Below are 23,935 nucleotides of genomic sequence, written 5' to 3'. Positions count from 1 at the left end.
TCAACAATGGCGCCCGTACTGGCAGCTTAAACATGTCTGTGTTCACCCCCCTGGCTCGGCCCGAGCTGGAAGCTTTTCTCGCCCCTTATGGCCTCGGCCGCCTGCTTGATTTCCAGGGGATTGCCGCCGGTAGCGAAAACACCAATTTTTTTATCAGCCTGGAGCAGGGCGAATTTGTCCTGACCCTGGTCGAGCGCGGCCCGGTTCAGGAAATGCCGTTCTTCATCGAGCTGCTCGACGTGCTGCACGGCGCCGACCTTCCAGTGCCTTACGCCCTGCGCACCACCGACGGCGTGGCCTTGCGCGAACTGGCGGGCAAACCGGCGTTGCTGCAACCACGCCTGGCCGGCAAGCACATCAAGCAAGCCAATGCGCAACATTGCGCGCAGGTCGGTGAGTTGCTTGGCCATCTGCACCTGGCGACCCAGGCCAACATGATCAAGCGCAAAACCGATCGCGGCCTGGACTGGATGCTGGAAGAGGGCACGCAGTTCCTCTCGCACCTCGGTGCCGAACAGAAGGACCTGCTGCAACGGGCGCTGGAAGAAATCACCCGACAGAAAGAAAAAATCCTCGCTCTGCCGCGGGCGAACATTCACGCCGATCTGTTCCGCGACAACGCAATGTTCGAAGGCACACACCTGACCGGACTGATCGACTTCTACAACGCCTGCTCCGGGCCGATGCTCTACGATGTGGCGATTGCCTTGAACGACTGGTGCTCGGACGACGAGGGCGTGATCGATGGACCGCGAGCACGGGCCTTGCTGGGCGCTTATGCGGCCTTGCGACCGTTCACCGCTGCCGAAGCCGAGTTATGGCCGACCATGCTGCGGGTGGCTTGCGTACGGTTCTGGTTGTCACGCTTGATCGCGGCAGAGTCGTTTGCCGGGCAGGACGTGTTGATTCACGATCCGATGGAATTCCAGCTGCGCCTGGCGCAGCGGCAGACGGTCAATACGCCGTTGCCTTTCGCCCTTTAAAAAGCAAAAGATCGCAGCCTTCGGCAGCTCCTACAGAGATCGGTGTAGGAGCTGCCGCAGGCTGCGATCTTTTTGTTTCAGCGGTTACAGCGACTCCAGGCACCCCGCCAGATCATTCCCCAATTTCTCCAGCACCTGCTCATAGCCCTGGGCCGTCGCCGGCGTGTAACCGCCCAACGCATCCAGTTCCGCCAGCTTCACCGGCAAACCCGCCACCAGGGTTTCCGCCAGGCGCGGACGCAGCGGTGGTTCGCTGAACACGCAGGTCTTGCCGACTTCCTGCAAGCGCGCGCGCATCGCCGCGACATGCTGGGCACCGGGTTGCACTTCGGCCGCGACGCTGAACACACCCACGTGCTTGAGGCCGTAGGCGTCTTCGAAGTAATCGAACGCTTCATGGAACACGAAGTAAGGTTTGCCCTGAACATCGGCCAGGCGTTTCTTCAGGCGCACATCCAACGCATCGAGACGCTCGTCGAAGGCTTTCAGGTTGCTCTGATAGCGCACGGCATTGTCAGGATCAGCGGCACTCAGGTCAGCCGCCATTTTCGTGGCGATGACCCGGGCGTTGACCGGTGACAGCCACAAATGTGCATCCAGGCTGCCAGGGCGATGATCGTGGTCGTGTTCGTCGGCTTCTTCGGCGTGAGAGTGGCTATCTTCGGCAAAACGGCGCAGTTTCATGCCTGGCAAATCCTGCACGGCGACGCTGGGCTGCGTACGACCATTGAGCACGCGAGGCAGGAAACCCTCCATGTCCGGGCCGATCCAGTACAGCAGGTCCACCGATTGCACCTTGCGTACGTCGGAAGGGCGCAGTGCATAGTTGTGCGGCGAGGCACCCGGTGGCAGCAAGACCTCAGGAATCGCCACGCCGTCCTGCACCGCTGCGGCGATCAACTGCAGGGGCTTGATGCTGGTAAGGACCTTGACCTCGGCCTGCGCCGGACCGATCAGCAGAAAACTTGCGAAAAATGCGACAAAGATAGAAAAAAGACGGGACACGATGACCACTCGAAGAGGCGAGAACGGGTAACATAATAACGTCTCTCACAAAACTCGTCGCCGCTCATGCTAAAAACACCGATTGCCAGCCGCCCCCACGACCACTCGCATTGCGTTCACAGCGCTTTGTCCGAGGCCGATGCCCTGTGCGCTCGCCAAGGCCTGCGCCTGACCGCATTGCGCCGGCGGGTGCTGGAACTGGTGTGGCAAAGCCACAAGCCGCTGGGCGCCTACGACATTCTTGCGGTCCTCAGCGAGCAGGACGGTCGCCGCGCCGCGCCGCCGACGGTGTATCGCGCGCTGGATTTTCTGCTGGAGAACGGCCTGGTCCATCGGATTTCCTCGCTCAACGCCTTTATCGGCTGCAATCACCCGGAACATGCACACCAGGGTCAGTTCCTGATCTGTCGTGTGTGCCACGCCGCCATCGAGCTCGAGCAAAAATCCATCAGCGACGCGATCATCGCCAGCGCCAGGGATGTCGGGTTTGTCGTCGAAGGCCAGACCGTCGAAGTGGTCGGTCTGTGCTCGGGTTGCCAGGGGGCTTGATGAGCAACGCGCTGATCCGTCTAGAACAGGTTGCCGTCACGTTCGCCGGGCAACCGGTGCTGGACAACATTGAGCTGAGCGTCGAGCCGGGGCAGATCGTGACCCTGATCGGCCCCAACGGCGCCGGCAAAACCACACTGGTACGTGCCGTGCTCGGCCTGTTGATACCGGACAGCGGCAACGTCTGGCGTAAGCCCAAACTGCGGGTCGGCTACATGCCGCAAAAACTCCATGTCGACCCGACCCTGCCGCTGTCGGTGCTGCGCTTCCTGCGCCTGGTGCCGGGCGTAGACCGTGCGATGGCCTTGGCGGCACTCAAGGAAGTCGGCGCCGAGCAGGTCATCGACAGTCCGGTGCAAAGCGTTTCCGGTGGTGAAATGCAACGCGTGCTACTGGCCCGGGCCCTGTTGCGCGAACCGGAACTGCTGGTACTCGACGAACCGGTACAGGGTGTCGACGTGGCCGGCCAGGCTGAGCTGTACAGCCTGATCACCCGCCTGCGCGACCGTCACGGTTGCGGCGTGCTGATGGTCTCCCACGATTTGCATCTGGTGATGAGCACCACGGATCAAGTGGTTTGCCTCAATCGTCACGTCTGCTGTTCAGGCCATCCCGAGCAGGTCAGCGGCGATCCGGCGTTCGTCGAGCTGTTCGGAAAAAACGCACAAAGCCTGGCGATTTATCACCACCATCACGACCACGCCCACGACTTGCATGGCTCAGTGGTCAAGGCGCCCGCATCGGGCCAACCCCATGTTCACGGAGATGGCTGCAAGCATGGCTGATTTTCTGCTCTACGCCCTGCTTGCAGGCCTGGCCCTGGCCGTTGTCGCGGGCCCGCTGGGGTCTTTCGTGGTCTGGCGGCGCATGGCTTATTTTGGCGACACCTTGTCCCACGCGGCATTGCTCGGTGTGGCCCTGGGCTTCCTGCTGGATGTCAGCCCGACGGTTGCCGTGACCGTTGGCTGCCTGCTGCTGGCGGTGTTACTGGTGACCTTGCAACAACGTCAGCCATTGGCATCCGACACACTTTTGGGAATTCTCGCACCCAGCACGCTCTCTCTGGGCCTGGTGGTACTAAGCTTCATGCACGAAGTGCGGATCGACCTGATGGCGTATCTGTTCGGCGACCTGCTGGCAATCAGTCCAACCGATCTGGCCTGGATTCTTGGCGGCAGTGCGGCCGTGCTGGCCTTGCTGGTTGCATTGTGGCGGCCATTGCTGGCGATCACGGTGCATGAAGAACTGGCCAGGGTCGAAGGCCTTCCGGTGGCCGGATTGCGCCTGGCGCTGATGTTGCTGATCGCCGTGGTGATTGCCGTGGCGATGAAAATTGTCGGCGTGCTACTGATCACTTCGTTGCTGATCATCCCGGCGGCAGCGGCACAACGTCACGCCCGTTCGCCGGAGCAGATGGCACTGGGCGCAAGCCTGCTGGGCATACTCGCCGTGTGCGGCGGGCTGGCACTGTCCTGGTTCAAGGACACCCCGGCCGGCCCGTCGATTGTGGTGGCAGCCGCCGCGCTGTTTCTGCTGAGTTTTGTTCTGCCCCGTCGAGGGGTGTAGACTTGCTCGTTTTTTGCGCAAATAGAGAGTCGCAGGAATGAAGTCGTTCGCCTCCCGTTATCTGCTCCTTGTCGCATTTTCTTTGCTGCTGGGCGCCTGCCAAAGCACGCCACCGGCGGCCACCGAAGCCGCCAATGCGCGAGCCACGGCCATCGTACAGCTGGAACAAAACATCGCCAGCGATGAACTGGCCACCGCCGAAGACCAATTGGCGGCCTTGCAGACCGAATCGCCCAACGATGCCTCCCTTGAGCAGTACCAGCGGCAACTGGCCGAAGCCTATCTGCGCCGCAGCCAGATCGTGCTGCAAAAAGGTGATGTGGATGCCGCTGCGACCGCCCTGAGCCGTGCCCGCGCGTTGATGCCCAAGGCTCCGGCACTGACCGGCAGAGTCAACGGCTCGATTGCCCAGGCGCGCAAGGCCGAGCTGGAAAAAGCCGAAGCGGCCCTGAAGGCTGCCGAAGCCAAGCCAAAAGCCAAGGTCATCGATCTGACGGCTGAAAGCACCACGGTCGCGCTGAATATCAACGATATGGGCAAACTGCGTCGCCAACTGGATGCCATCGCCGCAGATGTGGTGAATTTTCAGTGCGATGTGAGCATTCAGGCTCCACGCACCGATGATTACCCTTGGCTGGCGACATTGCTGACAAAACGGGTGAACAAGCTCGATCCCGAGTTTGACCTGAAACTGGAGCGACAGATTTTGCGCAGTGTTCCGGCGCAGATGGTTCTGAGTCCGCGTAAACCTTAAAAAGCTTCGCGAGCAAGCCCGCTCCCACAGGGTTTGGGGTTGCCCACACATTTTGTGGTCAACACTTCTCTACTGTGGGAGCGGGCTTGCTCGCGAAGGCGGCCTTTCTGGCAATAAACATGTTCAGGCCGGAATCACCCTGGCCTTCGCCTCCCTGTCCCAAACCCGATGTTGCCCGATCGCGGCGAAAAACCCTTTGATCAATTTCGCATCCGTCCCCACGATCAATCCCGCATCAGCCTCCAGCTTCAACACATCCAGCAACTGCTTCGCTTCACCCTGCAAGGCGATAGCCTTCAGATGCTTGTACGCCTCCAGCAGGTAATGCAACGCCACGCCGTCCGTACTCAGCGCCTTGATCGACGCGGCTCCGCCCGGCACGAACACCGCGTCGAATGCCACCGACGGCGAGCCCTCCATCGAAGCATCGACCACCAGGGTTTTGCCATCGGCGGTTTTCACGGGTGCAGAGGTCGGCCCCAGTAACTTCGCGTGAGCGCCCTGCGCTGCAAGCGCTTTCTTCATCGCATCAATCGCAACGCTATCAACGCCATTGGCCGCCAGAATCGCGACTTTTCGCGTCTTGATGTTCTCCGGCAATAAATTGGCCTGGCTCAATGCCGGAGAGTGATCCGGTGCGGTTCTGCGCACCTCGACGGTTCCTCGAGCCGGCGCAGGCAATCCAAGGTTCTGCGCCACTCGCTTGGCCAACTCCAGATCGATATTGGCGAGAATTTCGTTCACTTCCCGGGCGCGGATCGCCTCACGCTCAACCTTGCCCAATTCAAAGCTGTAGGCCGAGATGATGTGCTCCCGTTCATGCTCACTCATGCTGTGGAAAAACAAGCGAGCCTGGGAGAAGTGGTCAGCGAACGATTCGCTGCGCTGGCGAATCTTGTTGGCGTCGATGCGCTCCGGATAACTCTCGAATCCTCCATCCTGAGCCGAAACAGGCGTTTCCTTTGGCCAGCCGCCATCGATGGAGTTCGGCTCATAAGACGCACGTCCCTTGTCGATGGTGGTGCGGTGCTGCGCATCCCGCTGACCGTTGTGGAAGGGCGACACCGGACGGTTGATCGGGATCTCGTGAAAATTCGGCCCACCGAGTCGGCTGATTTGCGTGTCGGTGTAGGAAAACAATCGACCTTGCAGCAGAGGGTCGTTGGAGAAATCGATCCCCGGAACGATATGCCCGGGGCAGAAGGCAACCTGCTCGGTTTCGGCGAAGAAGTTGTCCGGGTTGCGGTTCAGCACCATCTTGCCCAGCGGCGTGATGGGCACCAGTTCTTCGGGAATCAGCTTGGTCGGGTCGAGAATGTCGAAATCGAAGGCGTGTTCATTTTCTTCTTCGATGACCTGCACCCCCAACTCCCATTCCGGGTAGTCGCCGATCTCAATCGACTCCCACAGATCACGCCGATGGTAGTCGGCGTCCTTTCCCGCAAGTTTCTGCGCTTCGTCCCACACCAGGGAGCAAGTGCCGGCGGTAGGGCGCCAGTGGAATTTGACGAAGCGCGACTTGCCCTCGGCATTGATCAGGCGAAAGGTGTGCACGCCGAAGCCCTGCATGCTGCGCAGGCTTTTCGGGATCGCCCGGTCGGACATTGCCCACATCACCATGTGCGCCGACTCCGGTACCAGCGAAACAAAGTCCCAGAACGTATCGTGGGCCGAGCCACCGGTAGGGATTTCGTTATGCGGCTCGGGTTTGACCGCGTGCACGAAGTCGGGAAACTTGATCGCATCCTGTATGAAAAACACCGGCATGTTATTGCCCACCAGGTCGAAGTTGCCTTCGTCGGTGAAGAACTTCACGGCGAAACCCCGTACATCACGCACGGTATCGCCTGACCCTCGCGGCCCCTGTACCGTGGAAAAGCGCACGAACACCGGAGTTTTCTTCGCGGGGTCCTGCAGGAAACCGGCCTTGGTCAGCACCGAGTGGTTTTCATAGCTCTGAAAGTAACCATGGGCACCGGTGCCGCGAGCGTGAACGATGCGTTCGGGAATGCGCTCATGATCAAAATGCGTGATCTTTTCACGCATGATGAAATCTTCCAGCAGCGACGGTCCGCGGGCCCCGGCCTTCAGGGTGTTCTGGTTGTCCGCCACCTTCACACCCTGGTTAGTGCGCAAGGCCTGCTCAGTGGCATCGGAGCGAAATGCTTCCAGGCTGTCGAGCTTGGCGTTGGTGTTGTGGCGGTCCGGGGTATCGGTCCCGGCCAGGACGCTCTTGGTGGCGGCAGGCTTCTTGGTACTCATCAGGCGTGAACTCCTCAGGCATATTCCAGTGGCCTAAGTAGTGACTGACGAGCTTATTCAGCCGTTCCTTTTTTCTGACCTTTGATCGCGTTATTGCCAAATGACAGGACAAATGCGAAATAAATGCTAAGAACCTCTATACGGACAGGCTAAAATGCGCGCCCGGCTAACCGCTGACCCTTTTCCAACGCGCCCCACAAGGTTCGCTACGTGATCGAGTTTCAAAACGTCCATAAAACCTACCGCGTCGCCGGTAAGGAAATCCCCGCGCTGCATCCGACCAGTCTGACGATTGAGAACGGGCAGGTTTTCGGCTTGATCGGTCATTCCGGCGCAGGAAAAAGTACCCTGCTGCGTCTGATCAATCGCCTGGAAAACGCCAGTGGCGGCAAGATCACCGTCGACGGTGAAGAAGTCACCGCGCTCGACGCCAACGGCCTGCGCCGCTTCCGTCAGCGGGTCGGGATGATTTTCCAGCACTTCAACCTGCTGGCCTCCAAGACCGTCGCCGACAACGTCGCACTGCCACTGACCCTGGCCGGCGAACTGTCGCGCAGCGAGATCGATTCGCGCGTGGCCGAGTTGCTGGCGCGGGTCGGTTTGTCCGACCACGCGAAAAAGTACCCGGCGCAATTGTCCGGCGGGCAAAAACAGCGTGTGGGCATTGCCCGCGCCCTGGCGACCAAGCCAAAAATCCTGCTGTGCGATGAAGCCACCAGCGCTCTCGACCCGCAAACCACTGCATCGGTCCTGCAATTGCTGGCCGAGATCAATCGCGAGCTGAAACTGACCATCGTGTTGATCACCCACGAAATGGACGTGATCCGCCGGGTCTGCGACCAAGTGGCCGTGATGGACGCCGGCATGATCGTCGAGCAAGGCTCGGTGGCCGAGGTGTTCCTGCATCCGAAGCACCCGACCACCAAACGCTTTGTGCAGGAAGACGAGCAGATCGACGAAAGCGAACAGCGTGACGACTTCGCTCACGTACCGGGGCGCATCGTGCGTCTGACCTTCCAGGGCGATGCGACCTACGCGCCGTTGCTGGGCACCGTCGCCCGGGAAACCGGGGTGGACTACAGCATCCTGGCCGGTCGTATCGACCGCATCAAAGACGTCCCTTACGGGCAACTGACCCTGGCCGTGACCGGCGGTGACATGGAGGCGGCGTTCGCCCGCTTCACCGCAGCCGACGTCCACATGGAGGTGCTGCGCTAATGGAAGCCCTGACAAGTTTCTTCGCCAATATCGACTGGTTCGAAATCTGGCTGGCCACTGGCGACACCCTGCTGATGCTCGGCGGTTCGCTGTTGTTCACCGTGCTGCTCGGCTTGCCGCTGGGCGTACTGCTGTTCCTGTGCAGCCCGCGCCAGTTGCTGGAAGCCAAAGGTGTCTACGCGATGTTGTCGCTGGTGGTGAACATCCTGCGTTCGCTGCCGTTCATCATCCTGTTGATCGTGATGATTCCGTTCACCGTGTTGATCACCGGCACGTCCCTCGGCGTTGCCGGTGCGATCCCGCCGCTGGTGGTGGGCGCCACACCGTTTTTCGCGCGCCTGGTGGAAACCGCCCTGCGTGAAGTGGACCGCGGCATCATCGAAGCCACCCAGGCCATGGGTGCGACCACGCGACAGATCATCACCAATGCGTTGCTGCCTGAGGCTCGTCCGGGCATCTTCGCGGCGATTACGGTGACCGCAATTACACTGGTGTCCTACACGGCGATGGCGGGTGTTGTCGGCGCCGGTGGTCTGGGTGACCTGGCGATCCGCTTCGGTTACCAGCGTTTCCAGACCGATGTGATGGTCGTGACAGTGGTGTTGCTGCTGGTATTGGTCCAGGTACTACAAACCGTTGGCGACAAGTTGGTCGTCCACTTTTCCCGCAAGTAAGACATGAGCCGGCCATTCGCTGGCAGGCGCCAAACGGGCGCCTCACAAGGAGTTAGCTGAATGAAAAAACTACTCGTCGCCTTCGCTGCCGTTGCCGCATTCTCGGCCCACGCGGCTGACACCCTGACCGTCGCGGCCACCCCGGTGCCACACGCCGAGATCCTCGAATTCGTGAAGCCGACCCTGGCCAAAGAAGGCGTGGACCTGAAGGTCAAGGTCTTCACCGACTACATCCAGCCGAACGTGCAAGTCGCGGAAAAGCGCCTGGACGCCAACTTCTTCCAGCACCAGCCGTACCTGGATGAGTTCAACAAGGCCAAGGGCACAAACCTGGTATCCGTCGCCGGCGTGCACCTGGAACCCCTGGGCGCTTACTCCAGCAAGTACAAGACCCTCGCTGAATTGCCTGGCGGCGCCAACGTGGTGATCCCGAACGACGCCACCAACGGCGGCCGTGCACTGTTGCTGATGGCCAAGGCCGGGCTGATCAAGTTGAAGGATTCGAACAACATCCTGTCGACCGTGAAGGACATCACCGAGAACACCAAGGACCTGAAAATCCGTGAACTGGAAGCCGCGACCATCCCGCGCGTGCTGACCCAGGTCGACCTGGCGCTGATCAACACCAACTACGCGCTGGAAGCCAAGCTTGATCCGGCCAAGGACGCGCTGGTCATCGAAGGCAACGACTCGCCGTACGTGAACATCCTGGTGGCTCGCCCGGATGACAAGGACAGCGAAGCGATGAAGAAGCTGGTTGCAGCTTTGCACAGCCCGGAAGTGAAGGCCTTCATCCTCGAGAAGTACAAAGGCGCGGTAGTGCCGGCGTTCTGATTGAACTGCGGAAACGAAACAGGGGACGCCAAGTGCGTCCCCTTTTTTGTGCCTTGAAATATAGACCCCTGTGGGAGCGGGCTTGCTCGCGAAGGCGGTGTGTCAGCCACTATCAATGTCGGCTGAACCACCGCCTTCGCGAGCAAGCCCGCTCCCACAGGGTTTTGTGTCGCTTAATTACGCTTGAGCATCACCGGCAACTGCGCCACCAGCTTCGCGTTGTTCAACGGCGCCCGGATGAAGCCGCGCTGCGTGCCGTCCGGCCCGATCACCGCGAGGTTGCCACTGTGGTCGACGGTGTAGTTTGGCTTGTTGGTGTCCGCCGGAATGAACGGAATGCTCACCGCGTTGGAGACCTTTTGCAGCTCATCGATCGACTTTGGCGTCAGGCCGACAAATTGCGGGTCAAAGTAGCCCAGGTACTGCTTGAGCTGCTGGGGGGTGTCGCGATTGGGGTCGATACTGACCAGCACGATCTGCAACTTATCCACCGCCTCGGGCGGCAACTCGCTCTTGATCTGTCGCAGCTGGGCCAGGGTGGTAGGGCAGACGTCCGGGCAGAAGGTGTAGCCGAAGAACAGCAGGCTCCACTTACCCTTCAATTCATTGATCGAGACCGGCTGGCCGTCCTGATTGGTCATCGTCACGTCCGGCAGATTGCGGCTCTGCGGCAGCAAAATGATACCGGCGTCGATAAGCGCCGTCGGGTCGCCCTGGTCTTTCCCGGACAGTACCTTGTTGACGGTCAGGCCCAGGATCAGTGCGACCAGGGCGACGAGGATGAAGACGGTTTTCTGGGTTCGAGTCATAGGTTCAACAGTAAGTAGTGGTCTACGAGCAGGGCGATAAACAGCAGGAACAAGTAGTAAATAGAGTACTTGAACGTGTTGATCGCCGCGTGCGGCTGAGTGCCACGGTACAACACCACGGCCCATTGCAGAAAGCGCGCGCCCAGCCCGAGCGCGCAGACCAGGTAGAGCATACCGCTCATGTGGATCACGTAGGGCATCAGGCTGACGGCGAGCAGCGCAAAGGTATACAGCAGGATATGAATCTTGGTGTAGTGCTCGCCATGGGTGACCGGCAGCATCGGGATGTCGGCCTTGGCGTATTCCTCCTTGCGATGGATTGCCAGCGCCCAGAAGTGCGGCGGGGTCCAGGCGAAGATGATCAGCACCAGCAGCAGCGGTTCGGCGCTGACATGACCGGTGGCTGCGGTCCAGCCGAGCAAGGGCGGCGCGGCACCGGCCAGACCGCCGATGACGATGTTCTGCGGGGTCGCACGCTTGAGGAATCCGGTGTAGATCACCGCATAGCCAAGCAGCGAGGCGAGGGTCAGCCACGCGGTCAGCGGGTTGGTAAACGCCAGCAGCATGGCTTGCCCGAGGGCCGCCAATACCAGCGCGAACGTCAGCGCGGCGGTCGGAGATATCCGGCCTTCGGCGAGCGGCCGTTTGTGAGTGCGCGCCATCACAGCGTCGATGCGCCGGTCCACCACATGATTGACCGCCGCGGCGCCACCGGCACACAGGGCGATGCCCAGGTTGCCGAACACCAGCACCGTCCACGGCACCCCGGCACGGGTCGCGAGGAACATCCCCACCAGTGACGTGATGAGCATCAGCACCACGACTTTGGGTTTTGTCAGTTCCAGGTAGTCACGCCAAATCGCCTGACTGGGACGTTCGCCGATCAGAATCGCCATGGCATCTCTCCTTTTATTGTTATGGGCCCGGCTGAATGTTTACGCAGGCTGAAGCGCCAGCGCGTTGGCTGTTTGACCCGGACCAGACTGGTTCGGGCGTGGTAATTGACCAGCACCATGGTCAGCAACAGCGCCGCGCCGCCCGCGTTATGCGCGACGGCCAGCGGCAGCGGCAAATGGAACAGCACATTGCTGATGCCCAGGGTGATTTGTGCGCCAAGGGCGATCAGCACCAGGGCTGCCAGGCGTGTCATGCCGACCGCCTTCAATTGCCAGGCCAGACCGAGCAACACCAGGGTGACCAGCAAGGCGCCGATGCGATGGGTCAGGTGGATGGCCGTACGGGCATCGCTGTCCAGTTGCCCGCCGAGGTAATTCGGGCCGATGTGTTGGGTCAGATGAAAGCCATTGGCAAAATCGGCAGGCGGCAGCCATTGGCCGTGACAGGTTGGAAAGTCGATGCAGGCCACGGCGGCGTAGTTGGAACTGACCCAGCCACCGAGGGCGATTTGCCCGATCACCAGCAACAGCCCCGCCGTCGCCCAGTGCTGCAAACGTCGTGGCACGGTCAGCGCCGGCAGCACGCCGGACAGGCGCAAGGTCAGCAGAAACAATAGGCTCAAGGTCGCGAAGCCGCCAAGCAAATGCCCGGTGACCACCTGCGGCCAGAGCTTGAGCGTTACCGTCCACATGCCGAACGCGGCCTGTCCGATGACCACCGCCAACAGAAACAATGGCAACTTCACCGGTTGCCCCGGATGACGGCGATGCAACCACGCACGACCGGCCAACACCGCGATCAACACGCCCAGCGTGCCAGCGAAGTAGCGGTGGATCATCTCGTTCCAGCCCTTGTGGGCCTCGACCGGAGCGTCCGGGAAATGCAATTCGGCATGGGCCAGTTGGGCTTCGCTTTTCGGCACGCTGATGAAACCGTAGCAGCCTGGCCAGTCCGGGCAGCCGAGGCCGGCGTGGGTCAGGCGGGTGTAGGCGCCGAGCAACACCACAATCAGTGCCAGCAAGGTGGCAAACAACGCGAGGCGAAATCCAGGCTTGGCCATGACGATGCCCTTATCCGATGTTCGACAGTTTCAGCAGGTGGCGCAGATCGTTCAGCAGGTCCTTGCCCTTCACCGACGGGTCGTAGCGCAGCACCAGATTGCCGTGGGGGTCGATGATCCACAGGTGCGGCGCGTCATTGCTCTGAGCGCCTTTTGTGTAGGCAGGCAAGTCCAGTGAATAGCGTTGCAACTGCGGGTACTCGCGTTGAAGTTTAGTCTCGTAATCGCTGTTCAGCGCCTGCGCGGCGGCCAATGCATGGCTGGCGCGGGACGCATCGCGGCCGAGGCCGATCTGGATCTGCCGCGCCAGATACACCAGTTGCTGGCAGTCCACCGCGCAATCTTTGGGCGCGGTCACCAGGATTTGCCAACGCTCTTCCTGGGCCTGCACGCCAATGTCCGCGCGGGTCTGACCGTTGCCGATCAGTTCGCCGTGATAACTGCGGCCCTCGGGCACCCAGAAATTCAGCTTGTACATGCCGGTGGCAAGGATCATCGGACCGATTACCCCGAGTAGGATCAGCAGCAGTTGCATACGGCCCTTGCGCCGGTTCACCGAAGGTTTCGCCTCAGACATGCTGGGTGGATTCATGGCCGCTCCCATGGTGTTTCTCCTTTGCGTTGTGCCAGCCGAGATAGAGATAAAGACCGAACAGGGCGATCGCCATGGCGAACCACTGCACGGCATAAGCGATGTGTTTTTCCGGACCCATGGCGACCACCGGCCAGTCGGCCTGATAGGTGGCCGGACCGGTTTCGGCGCGTAGCTCAAAGGCAAAGCCTTCGCGGTTCAGCGTCTTCCAGAGACGGGCCGGTTCAACGGCCGTAATCAGCTTCGGCCACGTCGCTGTCGCCGGGTCTGCATGCAACTGAAATGGCGCACCGGGGGAGACGTAGACCCACGCGTCGAGGCTGACTGCCTCGGCAGGTGTCTTGAATTGCACGGGTGTGCGGCGTTCCGGCCAGGGCAGCCAGCCGCGATTGACCAGCAGCCAGAGCCCGCTGGCCTGATCATGAAAGGGTTGCAACAGCTCGACGCCGACCCTGCCGTTACGTTGACTGTTGTCGAGCAGCAGGCTGTGTTCGGCATCGAAGCGGCCGTGCAGGCGAACCCGGCGGAAAGCCGGGTCAGCGGCGTATTGCAGCTCGGTGCTGGCCATCGGCTCGGCGGCCCGGCGCTCGGCGTAGGTGTGCAGCAGCGCGCTTTTCTCCGCGCCCCGGCTCAATTGCCAGAACCCCAGGGACACCAGTAGCGGCAGCAACAGTGCGACCACCAGCGTTGGCACGATACCCGGCCGAAAGCGCTTCATGGCATTGCCAGAAAGTCGGTCATCGCGATAGCTATACTCAAGTGCATCGCTTGTCCCCCCGGAGTCCCACCATGCTCAAAGCAGCCATCGTCCTGATGCTGATTGCCACGGTTGTCAGCCTGTTCAGCGGCCTGTTTTTTCTGGTCAAGGACGACAGCAGCTCAAACCGCCTCGTCATTGCCTTGAGTGTGCGTGTCACGCTGGCCGCCCTTACCCTCGGTCTGATCACCTGGGGGTTTTTCAGCGGCCAGCTGGTGTCCCACGTGCCGTGGTAGCTCAAAGCTTCAAGCTTTTAGCTTCAAGCTGCTTCAAAGCACATAGACGAAAACGAACAACCCGATCCACACCACATCCACGAAGTGCCAGTACCAGCTCGCCGCTTCGAAGCCGAACTGGTGCTCGCTGTCGAAGTGCCCGCGCATGACCCGCATCAGCATCACGAACAGGATGATGGTGCCGATGGTCACGTGGGCGCCGTGGAACCCGGTGAGCATGAAGAACGTCGCGCCGTAGATGCCCGAACCCAGGGTCAGGCCCAGTTCGCGGTAGGCGTGCATGTACTCTTCGGCCTGGAAGATGAGGAATGCACAGCCCAACACTACGGTGAGCGCCAGCCAGAGTTTCAGTGCGCCGCGATGGCCCTTTTTCAAGGCGTGGTGGGCGATGGTCACAGTCACACTGGAGCTCACCAGCAACACGGTGTTGAGCAGCGGCAGACCCCAGGGGCTGATGACCTCCTTGGGCGGCGGAAACAGTTTCGAGTCGGGGTTGTCCAGCAGCGGCCAGGTGAACTGGAAGTTCGGCCACAGCATGTGCGTGATGCCTTGGGCGCCTTCACCGCCAAGCGCCGGCCCGGAGATGTGACGCACATAAAACAGAGCGCCGAAAAAGGCGATGAAGAACATCACCTCCGAGAAAATGAACCAGCTCATGCCCCAGCGGAACGAGCGATCCATTTGTGCGCTGTACAAGCCGTCGCGACTTTCCTTGATCACCGTGCCGAACCAACCGAACAGCATGTAGGCCAGCAGTAACCCGCCGACGAAAAAGATCAGTGGCCCGTGGGATTCCGGGCGCGCTGCTTTCAGATCATTGAACCAGGTGGCCAGGCCAAACACCGTGACGAACATGCCGACCGTGGCGATGATTGGCCATTTGCTCTGGGCCGGCACGTAATAATGTTCATGAGTTGCCATTTATTGTTCTCCTTATCGGGCACGCTCAGCCGCCAGTGTTTACAGCTACCGGTGGATGTCGGGCGGTGATATCGAACAGCGTGTAAGACAGCGTCAGGTGCTTCACATCCTTGGGCATGTCACGGTCAACGATGAAACGTACCGGCATCTCGATCCGTTGACCGGGCTGCAGCACTTGCTGGGTAAAGCAGAAACATTCGGTCTTGTGGAAGTACGCCGCCGCGGAGCTTGGCGCGATGCTCGGCACGGCCTGGGCACTCATCGGCTTATCGGTAGGGTTGTGGGCGATGAAGATCATCTCGTTCACCGCCCCCGGGTTAGCGGTCAGCTCGTCATGCTTGGGGTAAAAATCCCACGGCATATCGGCGGTATTGGTCGACAGAAACTGCACACGCACCTGCCGCGAGGTGTCGACCGTCTGCTGCCCCTCGTACTGCCCGGCGGTCTTGCCATTGATGCCGAAGGCCCTGCACATCACGTCGTAGATCGGCACCAGCGCAAATCCGAACACAAACATTGCCGCCACCACCGTTAGCAGGCGCGTGACCAGTTTCTTCATTGAAATCGAGTCAGCCATGGTTTCGAACCTCGACCGAGCCCCCTGTGGGAGCGAGCCTGCTCGCGAAGCAGACACCGCGGTTTAGCAGGCACACCGCGTTATCGTTCTTCGCGAGCAGGCTCGCTCCCACAGAAGGGCAGGTATTCATTTCACTTCCGGCGGCGTGGTGAAGGTGTGATACGGCGCCGGCGACGGGATGCTCCACTCCAGGCCTTCAGCCCCATCCCACGGTTTGGCCGGTGCTGGCGCGCCGCCGCGAATGGTCTTGATCACGATGAACAGGAAGAAGATCTGCGTGGCCCCGAACATGAATGCACCGACCGACGACACCATGTTGAAGTCAGCGAACTGCAGGTTGTAGTCCGGAATCCGTCGCGGCATGCCCGCCAGACCCACAAAGTGCATAGGGAAAAAGGCCAGGTTCATGCCGATGAACGACAGCCAGAAATGCAGCTTGCCGAGGGTTTCGTCGTACATGTGGCCGGTCCATTTCGGCAACCAGTAGTAGGCCGAGGCGAAGATCCCGAAGATCGCCCCCGGTACCAGCACGTAATGGAAGTGCGCGACCACGAAGTAGGTGTCCTGGTACTGGAAGTCCGCCGGGGCGATGGCCAGCATCAATCCGGAGAAACCGCCAATGGAGAACAGGATCACGAACGCAACGGCAAACAGCATCGGTGTCTCGAACGTCAGCGAGCCCTGCCACATGGTACTGGCCCAGTTGAATACCTTCACGCCCGTTGGCACCGCAATCAGTAGCGTGGCGTACATGAAGAACAGCTCGCCCACCAGCGGAATGCCGACCACGAACATGTGGTGCGCCCAGACGATGAACGACAGGAACGCGATACTCGCCGTGGCGTAGACCATCGAGGTATAGCCGAACAGCGGCTTGCGCGAGAAGGCCGGAATGATCGAGCTGACGGCACCGAAGGCCGGCAGGATCATGATGTACACCTCGGGGTGGCCGAAGAACCAGAACACGTGCTGGAACAGCACCGGGTCACCGCCACCGGCGGCGCTGAAGAAGCTAGTGCCGAAGTGGATGTCCATCAGCATCATGGTCACGCAGCCCGCCAACACCGGCATCACCGCGATCAGCAGGAACGCCGTGATCAGCCAGGTCCAGACGAACAGCGGCATTTTCATCAGCGTCATGCCAGGGGCACGCAGGTTGAGGATGGTGGCGATCACGTTGATCGCACCCATGATCGAACTGATCCCCATCAAGTGGATGGCGAAAATGAAGAAGGTCACGCTTTCGGGCGCATAGGTCGTCGACAGCGGCGCGTAGAACGTCCAGCCGAAGTTCGGCCCGCCACCGGGTGTGAACAGGGTCGACACCAGCATCAGGAACGCCGCCGGCAACAGCCAGAAGCTGAAGTTGTTCATCCGCGGCAGGGCCATGTCCGGCGCGCCGATCATCAGCGGGATCATCCAGTTGGCGAGGCCGACGAAGGCCGGCATCACCGCACCGAAGACCATCACCAGACCGTGCATGGTGGTCATCTGGTTGAAGAATTCCGGCTGGACGATCTGCAGCCCCGGCTGGAACAGCTCGGCGCGAATCACCATCGCGAACGAACCGCCAAGCAGGAACATGGAGAACGCAAACCACAGGTACAGGGTGCCGATGTCCTTGTGGTTGGTGGTCAGCACCCAGCGCATCAGGCCTTTGGCGGGGCCGTGGGCGTGGTCGGTGGCGGTATGAACATGTTCATCGATTACAGCAGTCATGTCCTGTCTCCTGCAAACAGATGGGCTGGGCAGGCCGGGGTGCGTAGCCCCGACCGGTTCCTTACGTGCGCAATAGACCGGGTCATTTGCTTTCCGCCTGTTTCAGCTCCAGCACTTCTTTTGGCGTGACCATGTCGCCCTTGTTGTTGCCCCAGGCGTTACGTTCATAGGTCACGACCGCTGCGATATCGACTTCCGAGAGCTGTTTGCCGAATGCGGCCATGGAAGTGCCAGGCTTGCCGTGGAAGACAATGCCCAGGTGATCTTCTTTTGGTCCGGTGGCGATTTTCGAGCCCTTGAGTGCCGGGAACATCGGCGGCAGGCCCTGGCCTTCGGCCTGGTGACAGGCCACGCAGGTAGTGTGATAGACCTTGTCGCCGCGCTCCTTGAGCTCGTCGAGCGTCCATTCCTTGCTGGTCAGCTCTTTGAGCTGCGCGGCCTCGACCTTGCGATCGGCCAGCCATTTTTCGTAATCGGCCTTTTCCTTGACCTCGACCACGGTCGGCATGAAGCCGTGATCCTTGCCGCACAACTCGGCGCATTGGCCACGGTAGATGCCGGGCTTGTCGATGCGGGTCCAGGCTTCATTGACGAACCCGGGTATCGCATCGCGCTTGACCGCGAAAGCCGGCACCCACCAGGAGTGGATCACGTCGGCGGAGGTCACCAGGAAGCGCACTTTGGTGCCGACCGGCAGCACCAATGGCTTGTCGACCTCGAGCAGGTAGTGCTCACTCTTGGCTTCCTTGTTGTGGATTTGATCCTGGGGGGTGGTCAGGTTGCTGAAGAACTCGACGTCCTGGCCCAGGTATTTGTAGTGCCACTTCCACTGGTAGCCGGTGACCTGGATATCGATCTCCGGCTCGCTGGCGTCGTACATCTTGATCAGGGTCGCGGTAGCGGGAACCGCCATGGCCACCAGGATCAGGAAGGGCACGATGGTCCAGAGGATTTCGACGGTGGTGCTTTCATGAAATTTGGCGGCCACCTGCCCGGTCGAGCGGCGGTGGAGAATCATCGACCAGAACATGGCACCAAAAACGATGATGCCGATCACCACACAGATCCAGAAAATGGTCATGTGCAGGTCGAATACTGCGTGACTGATTTCAGTCGCTCCAGGCGCCATATTCACAGTCCAGGCCGCTTGCGCCTGACTGAAAATCGACCACAACAGGAGGCCCATCCAGACATGTGGATGTCGCATCATTGCGGGTTCCCCTTATCGTTCTTGTTATCCCGCCGGCTTTCACCTGCGGCAAGGGAGCGGCTGCATCAGACTACGAACTTGAGCACCGGGCCTTGCTGCATATGCAGTCGGGCGTCATCAGCTAACTCCATTCCAACCCGAGTATAGACAGCACCACTGACCTCGCAATGCGAAGGCGTAAATCATCTGAAACAGCATTCACTTGCGTTGCAGGGCACGAATGGAGAAGGATGCAGACGAGTGGTGGCAAACCGATATAACGGAGCCGTCTCAAGGATGAAATAATTATGACAAATGCGTCTTAGCATTTTTCGTAAGCCAGCTAAGTTATGTCTTCCCTATTTCATTGCCTTGTTTCCTGGAGTTTTCATGAACACCGCCGCATTGCGCGAGCAGATCCAACAAGCCCAACAACACGAAGCCGACACCGGCCTGCTGACGCGTCAGCTGGAAAGCAAACTGCCTCACCTGCACCCGTCGATCCAGTTACCGGAAGCGGATGCCAATGGCGTGCTGACGCGTTTTGTCGCCGCCTATATCGAAGAAGTACCTGATCTGCTGGATGCAGCCAATGAAGTTGCCAGGGAAGCGGGCATCGAGTCACAGATCAAACCGGTGCTGAAAATCGCCGAACAGTACTTCCTCCAGCCGCCGACAGTCCTGAACGGTCACGTCGGGCTCGACAGCCTGCTGGATGAAGCCTACCTCGCGCACAGGTTTGTCGAAGAGGTCAACGACCTGTACATCAAGCATTTCGGCCAGCCACTGATCCCCCTGGACATGACTGTCGCCAACCTGATTGCTCACCAATTGATCGGTGAGGAGTTCGCCAACCAACTGGACGAGGTGGTGCATCACGCGGTGGACGAAATGCTCAACGACGAAAGCTTTGCGCTGGAGTCGGTGGAAGCCTATCGCGAGAAGCTCAGCAGCCCGGACACCGGCGCCGCATGGAAACGCTGGCCGTGCATGTCCCGCCGCCTGGGCGTAGGCCTGGAGCTGGATCAGCCGGCTGCCTGATCCCTGAAACCTGTGGGAGCGGGCTTGCTCGCGAATGCGGCGTGTCAGTCAACATAAACGTTGAATGATTGACCGTATTCGCGAGCAAGCCCGCTCCCACACAGGTATCTCAGCCAACCGCACCGATGCCGGTATTCGTCCGCACCCGCCCCTCAAGCCGACGCTTCAATCCCCGCGATTCGATCAACAGTTTCGAACCCTTGCCCGCATTGGCTCGCCCCCATTCCTCCAGTAACTCCAGACACGAGTGATCGATGTAGCTCAGGTTATTGAGCGGCACATGCACCGTCGTACCCACCGGAATGCTGCCCAGCACCTGGGTCAGCGCCGGCACTTTGAGGAAGGTCGCCGCGCCCGTCAGGCGCAACTCCATTTCCCCTTCCCGGGGCAGGTCGATCAGGCTGATCTTCAAGCGCGATGCTTTCAGCGCCAGTTTCACCATGGTCAGGCCAAAGCCAATCAACACGCCCGTCAGCAGGTCGGTCAAAACGATGGCCAACGCGGTTGCCGCGTAAGTGAACATCGGCGCCCGACCATACCGGCCCAAACCCCGAAAGACCTTGAGATCCACCAGTTTGAAACCGGTGTACACCAGCACGCCCGCCAGGCTTGCCACCGGAATGCTTTGCAGGACGCTGGACAGCAACAGCACGAACGCCAGCAGCCACAGGCCGTGGAATATGGTCGAAAACCGTGTGGTTGCCCCGGCCTGAACATTCGCCGAACTGCGCACGATAACGCCGGTCATCGGTAGTGCCCCAAGCACACCGCACAGCATGTTGCCGATACCTTGCGCCGTCAGTTCCCGGTCGAAGTCCGAACGCTGACCACTGTGCATCCGATCAACTGCCGCGGCTGAGAGCAAAGTTTCGGCGCTGGCGATAAAGGCCACGGCAAACGCCGCGATCAGCAGTGTCGGATCGACCAGGTTGAGCAGGTCCACCGGCTTTAGCCAGTCGATGGCCTCTGCCAGGTTGGCCGGCACCTCAACCCGTTTGACCTGCAACGCCAGCACCAGGCTGGCCAGCGTGGCCAGACCGACACCCAGTAGCGCCCCGGGAATGAAGCGCAAGGATTGCGGACGGAATTTTTCCCACAGCCACATGACAGCAATCGTCGACAGACCGAGCAAACCGGCTTGCCAGCCAAACGTGGGCAATGCCTGAGCCAACGCCGCCGGGAAGGCTGCCAGGTTATCGAGACCCGAGGGTTTGGGCACCGCATCCAGCATTACATGCACTTGGGACAGGACAATCAGTACACCAATCCCGGCCAGCATGCCGTACACCACCGCAGGCGCCGTCACTCGAAACCAGCATCCCAGCTTCAATCGACCCGCCACCAGTTGCAGCAAACCCGCCAGTAACAGGATGGGTCCAAGCATCGCGATACCGTGTTGGCGGACCAATTCGAAAACCAGAACGGCCAGACCCGCTGCCGGGCCACTGACTTGCAGCGGCGAGCCGGCCAACCAGCCAACCACCAGACCGCCGATGATGCCGGTGATCAGACCTTTGGCCGGTGGCAGCCCAGAAGCAATGGCAATGCCCATGCACAGGGGCAGGGCAACCAGAAACACGACCACCGAAGCCAGCAGCTCCCGAGGCAGAACAGCTTTGAGTCGAGCAGCACGCATGGTGAGTCTCCCGAAGTTTTCTTCAGGCATGGCAAAGCCAGGCTGCCTGAATGGCAGCCTCGGCTAAACCACACAACGATTTAGGAGGAGTTAGAAGCGCGCTTTGGGCGTCGCCACGGGAATTGGCAGGCTGCCATTGAGCGGCAGGAAACAGCCTTGATCGGCGTCGTACGCTTTGATTTCGCTGGTTTCGATGTTGTAGACCCAGCCGTGGATAAACAGCTGACCGTTGGCCATGCGCGAGGCAACCGACGGATGGGTACGCAGATGCTGCAATTGGGCGATCACATTCTCCTCGGTGAGGATGTGCATGCTTTCGCTTTCGTTAGAGCAGCTGCAGTTCTCCTGCACCATGGTCTTGGCCACTTCGGCATGACGCAGCCAGGCTTTGACCGTGGGCATTTTCTCCAGACTTTCCGGGTTGAGTACCGCGCGCATGGCGCCGCAGTCGGAATGCCCGCAAATGATAATGTGATGCACCCCCAGAGCCAGTACGGCGTACTCGATGGCCGTGGAGACACCACCGTTCATTTGCCCGTAAGGCGGCACAACGTTGCCGACGTTACGGGTCACGAACAGATCGCCTGGGGAGCTTTGTGTGATTAATTCAGGAACGATGCGCGAATCGGCGCAGGCGATGAACATCGCTCGTGGCCGCTGGGCCGTGGCGAGTCTCTTGAAGAGCTCTTCCTGCTGAGGAAAGACCTCATGATGAAAATGCAAAAAGCCGTCAACGATATGCTGCAACGCTGCATCGGCGGTTTCGGCCTCGGGTTGGGCGGAAGCCGACGCAGCCAACGGCTGTTTATCCTTGTCACTCATCAATTCATCCTCATTGGCGGGCTCAGGGAGTCATCCCGTGTGGTCCGGTGTGAAGCCAGTGGCTGGTTAAAAAACATCCAGGCCAAACATCTCGACCCATCAGTCACTCGATGAACAAGGTAGCGGCCGAATCTTAATTGAAACTGAATAAAACGCTCTAGAATGCGTGTTCCAGGTCACAAAAAACGTGACCAGCCTAAGGCGCGAGCGCGATCTTCAGTACTCAACCATAGGTCAATTGTCCTCAAATCAACGACATTTGGCGACCGGGCGGACAAAAGGCATTGCAGTCCAGGTCAAAGCCTTCCCGGTGATTGAGCCCCAGGCGCTTGATGGTTTTGGCAAAGCGCTGTGCCAGCAGGTCGGCGAAGGGACCTTCGCCGCGCATTCGAGCGCCAAAGCGGCTGTCGTAGAGTTCACCGCCACGGCTCTGGCGAATCAGGCTCAGCACATGCGCCGCCCGTTGAGGGTAGTGGGTCGCCAACCATTCCTCGAACAGAGGCGCCACTTCAAGCGGCAAGCGCAGCATCATGTAGGCGGCACTCTGCGCCCCGGCCGCATGGGCCTCAGTGAGCAGACTTTCGAGTTCGCTGTCGTTGATCATCGGGATCATCGGTGAACACAGAACGCCGACCGGGATACCCGCCTCGCGCATGACCCTGATCGCCCGCAGCCGCGCCTTGGGCGCTGCGGCGCGGGGTTCGAGGATGCGCTTGAGTTCGTCGTCCAGTGTGGTCAGGCTGATCATGACCGCCACCAGTCTTTGGCTGGCGAGCTCGGTCAGCAGGTCCAGGTCACGAAGAATCAGCGAGCCCTTGGTCACGATGGTCACCGGGTGCCGGTAGCGCAGCAGCACCTCAAGGGTCTTGCGGGTGATCCGGTATTCGCGCTCGATCGGCTGATACGGGTCGGTGTTGGAGCCGAGGTTGATCGGTGCACAATGATAGCCACGTTTGGACAACTGCTCCTCCAGCACATCCACGGCGTTGGTCTTGGCGATCAGTTTTGTCTCAAAATCCAGTCCGGGCGACATGTCCCAATAGGCATGACTGGGGCGCGCATAGCAATAAATGCAACCGTGCTCGCAGCCGCGATAGGGGTTGATCGAGCGATCGAAGGGCAAGTCCGGCGACGTGTTGCGGGTGATGATGGTTTTCGCCGTTTCAATGCGCACCTCAGTGCCTTGAGTAAGCGGCACCTCCTGATACCAGCCGTCGTCTTCGGCCACCGAATGACTGGGGGCGAAACGGTTGTGCGGGTTGGTCGCAGTGCCGCGGCCGCGGGGAGGAAATGGCGTGTGCATGAGAAACACCCGATTGCTGTATATACATACAGTACATCGATCAAAACCACTCGACCAGCACCGTTCGGCACTTTCTGATTATTTGTCATGCACGTTTGCGTGAAGCAACCGGGAGAAACATATAAAGCCTGGCTGTTGCGACAAAGCCGCATGTACCATTTTTTCGCTGAAAAACATAAACACCGATATTCTATAAAAGGATTTATTTATGTCGTTTTTTAATCGCCGCGGTATATTTCTGCAAAAACTTGGACCGACTATAGTCGACCCCGATGAAGTACTGGTATCGATGCAGTTCGCACTCAAGGAAGAAGGCTGGGATGAAGAAAACTCGGTCGTGACCACCTCTTTGCTGGACTCCACCACACTGATTGCGTCCTCATACGACGGCGGCCAGTCTTTTAGTATCGGCAGTGTCGACAAAGATATTGATGGTAACGGGACCATGAATTCCGATGATAAGGAAAAACTGCTGGCTCTGGCCAAAGCGTACGCCAGCATTGCGAAATATTGAACCAAAGGTCCAGGCAA

General features: G+C 59.9%; 25 protein-coding genes. 11 read left to right on the top strand and 14 right to left on the bottom strand.

Annotation, left to right across the window (positions count from 1 at the left end):
* The first annotated feature begins 32 nt into the window (after positions 1-32).
* Positions 33-983 (top strand): homoserine kinase, encoded by a 951-nt coding sequence (locus tag KSS91_RS01035; RefSeq protein ID WP_015092907.1) that lies wholly within the window; start codon positions 33-35, stop codon positions 981-983.
* A gap of 84 nt (positions 984-1,067) precedes the next feature.
* Here the strand turns inward: KSS91_RS01035 and znuA are convergent, their stop codons facing one another.
* A complete protein-coding gene (gene znuA / locus KSS91_RS01030) occupies positions 1,068-1,988 on the bottom strand; it encodes a zinc ABC transporter substrate-binding protein ZnuA (protein ID WP_217836797.1) in 921 nt (306 codons plus the stop codon).
* Between the two features lie 66 nt (positions 1,989-2,054).
* Here znuA and zur point away from each other — a divergent pair, with 66 nt between their 5' ends.
* From zur to KSS91_RS01010, 4 genes are read left to right on the top strand one after another with little or no spacing between them, the layout of a single operon-like run.
* Positions 2,055-2,537 carry a zinc uptake transcriptional repressor Zur gene (gene zur / locus KSS91_RS01025; protein WP_008045818.1) on the top strand — a complete coding sequence of 161 codons (483 nt, stop codon included), beginning with the start codon at positions 2,055-2,057 and terminating at the stop codon, positions 2,535-2,537.
* The gene (znuC, locus tag KSS91_RS01020) at positions 2,537-3,322 is read left to right on the top strand and encodes a zinc ABC transporter ATP-binding protein ZnuC (RefSeq protein ID WP_217836796.1); all 786 of its coding nucleotides are present in this window, start codon (positions 2,537-2,539) and stop codon (positions 3,320-3,322) included. Before zur ends, znuC begins: the two co-directional genes overlap by 1 nt.
* A complete protein-coding gene (gene znuB, locus KSS91_RS01015) occupies positions 3,315-4,103 on the top strand; it encodes a zinc ABC transporter permease subunit ZnuB (protein ID WP_015092904.1) in 789 nt (262 codons plus the stop codon). Before znuC ends, znuB begins: the two co-directional genes overlap by 8 nt.
* Positions 4,104-4,140: 37 nt before the next feature.
* A complete protein-coding gene (locus tag KSS91_RS01010; protein WP_217836795.1) occupies positions 4,141-4,857 on the top strand; it encodes a PA5502 family lipoprotein in 717 nt (238 codons plus the stop codon).
* 123 nt (positions 4,858-4,980) lie between these two features.
* On the opposite strand, the gene katE is transcribed toward KSS91_RS01010, so the two are convergent.
* The gene (katE, locus tag KSS91_RS01005; RefSeq protein WP_217836794.1) at positions 4,981-7,119 is read right to left on the bottom strand and encodes a catalase HPII; all 2,139 of its coding nucleotides are present in this window, start codon (positions 7,117-7,119) and stop codon (positions 4,981-4,983) included.
* A gap of 210 nt (positions 7,120-7,329) precedes the next feature.
* Here katE and KSS91_RS01000 point away from each other — a divergent pair, with 210 nt between their 5' ends.
* From KSS91_RS01000 to KSS91_RS00990, 3 genes are read left to right on the top strand one after another with little or no spacing between them, the layout of a single operon-like run.
* A complete protein-coding gene (locus KSS91_RS01000) occupies positions 7,330-8,337 on the top strand; it encodes a methionine ABC transporter ATP-binding protein (protein ID WP_217836793.1) in 1,008 nt (335 codons plus the stop codon).
* Positions 8,337-9,011, top strand: coding sequence for a methionine ABC transporter permease (locus tag KSS91_RS00995; RefSeq protein ID WP_008002212.1), 675 nt, complete (start codon positions 8,337-8,339; stop codon positions 9,009-9,011). The genes KSS91_RS01000 and KSS91_RS00995 overlap by 1 nt, the downstream gene beginning before the upstream one ends.
* Positions 9,012-9,071: 60 nt before the next feature.
* Positions 9,072-9,845, top strand: coding sequence for a MetQ/NlpA family ABC transporter substrate-binding protein (locus tag KSS91_RS00990; RefSeq protein ID WP_015092900.1), 774 nt, complete (start codon positions 9,072-9,074; stop codon positions 9,843-9,845).
* Between the two features lie 173 nt (positions 9,846-10,018).
* Here the strand turns inward: KSS91_RS00990 and KSS91_RS00985 are convergent, their stop codons facing one another.
* Genes KSS91_RS00985 through KSS91_RS00965 form a run of 5 tightly spaced genes read right to left on the bottom strand, consistent with a single transcriptional unit; the run spans position 10,019 to position 13,921 of the window.
* Complete coding sequence (locus KSS91_RS00985; protein WP_217836792.1) at positions 10,019-10,654, bottom strand: SCO family protein; 636 nt, start codon at positions 10,652-10,654, stop codon at positions 10,019-10,021.
* Positions 10,651-11,550 carry a heme o synthase gene (gene cyoE / locus KSS91_RS00980; protein ID WP_217836791.1) on the bottom strand — a complete coding sequence of 300 codons (900 nt, stop codon included), beginning with the start codon at positions 11,548-11,550 and terminating at the stop codon, positions 10,651-10,653. The genes KSS91_RS00985 and cyoE overlap by 4 nt, the downstream gene beginning before the upstream one ends.
* Positions 11,538-12,611 carry a COX15/CtaA family protein gene (locus tag KSS91_RS00975; protein WP_015092897.1) on the bottom strand — a complete coding sequence of 358 codons (1,074 nt, stop codon included), beginning with the start codon at positions 12,609-12,611 and terminating at the stop codon, positions 11,538-11,540. The genes cyoE and KSS91_RS00975 overlap by 13 nt, the downstream gene beginning before the upstream one ends.
* A gap of 10 nt (positions 12,612-12,621) precedes the next feature.
* On the bottom strand, positions 12,622-13,215 hold the full coding sequence (locus KSS91_RS00970; protein ID WP_015092896.1) for a PA_0111/PP_0108 family redox-active disulfide protein: 594 nt from the start codon (positions 13,213-13,215) through the stop codon (positions 12,622-12,624).
* Positions 13,181-13,921: an SURF1 family protein gene (locus tag KSS91_RS00965; RefSeq protein ID WP_217836790.1), complete on the bottom strand. Its 741-nt coding sequence runs from the start codon at positions 13,919-13,921 to the stop codon at positions 13,181-13,183. Before KSS91_RS00965 ends, KSS91_RS00970 begins: the two co-directional genes overlap by 35 nt.
* A gap of 71 nt (positions 13,922-13,992) precedes the next feature.
* On the opposite strand from KSS91_RS00965, the gene KSS91_RS00960 reads away from it, so the two are divergent.
* Positions 13,993-14,196 carry a twin transmembrane helix small protein gene (locus tag KSS91_RS00960; RefSeq protein ID WP_053152840.1) on the top strand — a complete coding sequence of 68 codons (204 nt, stop codon included), beginning with the start codon at positions 13,993-13,995 and terminating at the stop codon, positions 14,194-14,196.
* Between the two features lie 33 nt (positions 14,197-14,229).
* Here KSS91_RS00960 and KSS91_RS00955 read toward each other — a convergent pair whose 3' ends face one another.
* The 4 genes from KSS91_RS00955 to coxB all read right to left on the bottom strand — a co-directional run bounded on the left by KSS91_RS00955 (position 14,230) and on the right by coxB (position 18,623).
* The gene (locus KSS91_RS00955) at positions 14,230-15,117 is read right to left on the bottom strand and encodes a cytochrome c oxidase subunit 3 (protein ID WP_015092893.1); all 888 of its coding nucleotides are present in this window, start codon (positions 15,115-15,117) and stop codon (positions 14,230-14,232) included.
* A gap of 25 nt (positions 15,118-15,142) precedes the next feature.
* Complete coding sequence (locus KSS91_RS00950; protein WP_217836789.1) at positions 15,143-15,694, bottom strand: cytochrome c oxidase assembly protein; 552 nt, start codon at positions 15,692-15,694, stop codon at positions 15,143-15,145.
* Between the two features lie 126 nt (positions 15,695-15,820).
* Positions 15,821-17,413, bottom strand: a complete 1,593-nt coding sequence (gene ctaD / locus KSS91_RS00945) for a cytochrome c oxidase subunit I (protein ID WP_015092891.1) — start codon at positions 17,411-17,413, stop codon at positions 15,821-15,823.
* Between the two features lie 82 nt (positions 17,414-17,495).
* Complete coding sequence (gene coxB, locus KSS91_RS00940) at positions 17,496-18,623, bottom strand: cytochrome c oxidase subunit II (RefSeq protein WP_015092890.1); 1,128 nt, start codon at positions 18,621-18,623, stop codon at positions 17,496-17,498.
* Between the two features lie 369 nt (positions 18,624-18,992).
* On the opposite strand from coxB, the gene KSS91_RS00935 reads away from it, so the two are divergent.
* Positions 18,993-19,643 (top strand): hypothetical protein, encoded by a 651-nt coding sequence (locus KSS91_RS00935; RefSeq protein WP_015092889.1) that lies wholly within the window; start codon positions 18,993-18,995, stop codon positions 19,641-19,643.
* Positions 19,644-19,752: 109 nt separating this feature from the next.
* Here KSS91_RS00935 and KSS91_RS00930 read toward each other — a convergent pair whose 3' ends face one another.
* The 3 genes from KSS91_RS00930 to KSS91_RS00920 all read right to left on the bottom strand — a co-directional run bounded on the left by KSS91_RS00930 (position 19,753) and on the right by KSS91_RS00920 (position 23,404).
* On the bottom strand, positions 19,753-21,279 hold the full coding sequence (locus KSS91_RS00930) for a SulP family inorganic anion transporter (RefSeq protein ID WP_217836788.1): 1,527 nt from the start codon (positions 21,277-21,279) through the stop codon (positions 19,753-19,755).
* Between the two features lie 90 nt (positions 21,280-21,369).
* Positions 21,370-22,101, bottom strand: coding sequence for a carbonic anhydrase (locus tag KSS91_RS00925; RefSeq protein WP_217836787.1), 732 nt, complete (start codon positions 22,099-22,101; stop codon positions 21,370-21,372).
* Positions 22,102-22,345: 244 nt separating this feature from the next.
* Positions 22,346-23,404: a PA0069 family radical SAM protein gene (locus KSS91_RS00920; protein ID WP_217836786.1), complete on the bottom strand. Its 1,059-nt coding sequence runs from the start codon at positions 23,402-23,404 to the stop codon at positions 22,346-22,348.
* 208 nt (positions 23,405-23,612) lie between these two features.
* Here KSS91_RS00920 and KSS91_RS00915 point away from each other — a divergent pair, with 208 nt between their 5' ends.
* Complete coding sequence (locus tag KSS91_RS00915) at positions 23,613-23,918, top strand: hypothetical protein (protein WP_217836785.1); 306 nt, start codon at positions 23,613-23,615, stop codon at positions 23,916-23,918.
* Positions 23,919-23,935 lie beyond the last annotated feature (17 nt).

The sequence above is a fragment of the Pseudomonas azerbaijanorientalis genome (assembly GCF_019139795.1).
In the GTDB taxonomy this organism is placed as follows: domain Bacteria; phylum Pseudomonadota; class Gammaproteobacteria; order Pseudomonadales; family Pseudomonadaceae; genus Aquipseudomonas; species Aquipseudomonas laurylsulfatiphila.
This window is presented reverse-complemented; position numbering and strand designations above follow the sequence as displayed.

Coding starts and splice junctions, on each gene's coding strand:
- KSS91_RS00995 (WP_008002212.1), top strand. CDS start 8,337: ATGGAAGCCCTGACAAGTTTCTTCGCCAATATCGACTGGTTCGAAATC.
- KSS91_RS00955 (WP_015092893.1), bottom strand. CDS start 15,117: ATGGCAACTCATGAACATTATTACGTGCCGGCCCAGAGCAAATGGCCA.
- KSS91_RS00970 (WP_015092896.1), bottom strand. CDS start 13,215: ATGGGAGCGGCCATGAATCCACCCAGCATGTCTGAGGCGAAACCTTCG.
- KSS91_RS00990 (WP_015092900.1), top strand. CDS start 9,072: ATGAAAAAACTACTCGTCGCCTTCGCTGCCGTTGCCGCATTCTCGGCC.
- katE (WP_217836794.1), bottom strand. CDS start 7,119: ATGAGTACCAAGAAGCCTGCCGCCACCAAGAGCGTCCTGGCCGGGACC.
- KSS91_RS01035 (WP_015092907.1), top strand. CDS start 33: ATGTCTGTGTTCACCCCCCTGGCTCGGCCCGAGCTGGAAGCTTTTCTC.
- KSS91_RS00935 (WP_015092889.1), top strand. CDS start 18,993: ATGAACACCGCCGCATTGCGCGAGCAGATCCAACAAGCCCAACAACAC.
- KSS91_RS00950 (WP_217836789.1), bottom strand. CDS start 15,694: ATGGCTGACTCGATTTCAATGAAGAAACTGGTCACGCGCCTGCTAACG.
- KSS91_RS00965 (WP_217836790.1), bottom strand. CDS start 13,921: ATGAAGCGCTTTCGGCCGGGTATCGTGCCAACGCTGGTGGTCGCACTG.
- cyoE (WP_217836791.1), bottom strand. CDS start 11,550: ATGGCGATTCTGATCGGCGAACGTCCCAGTCAGGCGATTTGGCGTGAC.
- KSS91_RS00975 (WP_015092897.1), bottom strand. CDS start 12,611: ATGGCCAAGCCTGGATTTCGCCTCGCGTTGTTTGCCACCTTGCTGGCA.
- ctaD (WP_015092891.1), bottom strand. CDS start 17,413: ATGACTGCTGTAATCGATGAACATGTTCATACCGCCACCGACCACGCC.
- KSS91_RS00930 (WP_217836788.1), bottom strand. CDS start 21,279: ATGCGTGCTGCTCGACTCAAAGCTGTTCTGCCTCGGGAGCTGCTGGCT.
- znuC (WP_217836796.1), top strand. CDS start 2,537: ATGAGCAACGCGCTGATCCGTCTAGAACAGGTTGCCGTCACGTTCGCC.
- znuB (WP_015092904.1), top strand. CDS start 3,315: ATGGCTGATTTTCTGCTCTACGCCCTGCTTGCAGGCCTGGCCCTGGCC.
- KSS91_RS00960 (WP_053152840.1), top strand. CDS start 13,993: ATGCTCAAAGCAGCCATCGTCCTGATGCTGATTGCCACGGTTGTCAGC.
- KSS91_RS00985 (WP_217836792.1), bottom strand. CDS start 10,654: ATGACTCGAACCCAGAAAACCGTCTTCATCCTCGTCGCCCTGGTCGCA.
- KSS91_RS00915 (WP_217836785.1), top strand. CDS start 23,613: ATGTCGTTTTTTAATCGCCGCGGTATATTTCTGCAAAAACTTGGACCG.
- KSS91_RS00925 (WP_217836787.1), bottom strand. CDS start 22,101: ATGAGTGACAAGGATAAACAGCCGTTGGCTGCGTCGGCTTCCGCCCAA.
- zur (WP_008045818.1), top strand. CDS start 2,055: ATGCTAAAAACACCGATTGCCAGCCGCCCCCACGACCACTCGCATTGC.
- KSS91_RS00920 (WP_217836786.1), bottom strand. CDS start 23,404: ATGCACACGCCATTTCCTCCCCGCGGCCGCGGCACTGCGACCAACCCG.
- KSS91_RS01010 (WP_217836795.1), top strand. CDS start 4,141: ATGAAGTCGTTCGCCTCCCGTTATCTGCTCCTTGTCGCATTTTCTTTG.
- coxB (WP_015092890.1), bottom strand. CDS start 18,623: ATGATGCGACATCCACATGTCTGGATGGGCCTCCTGTTGTGGTCGATT.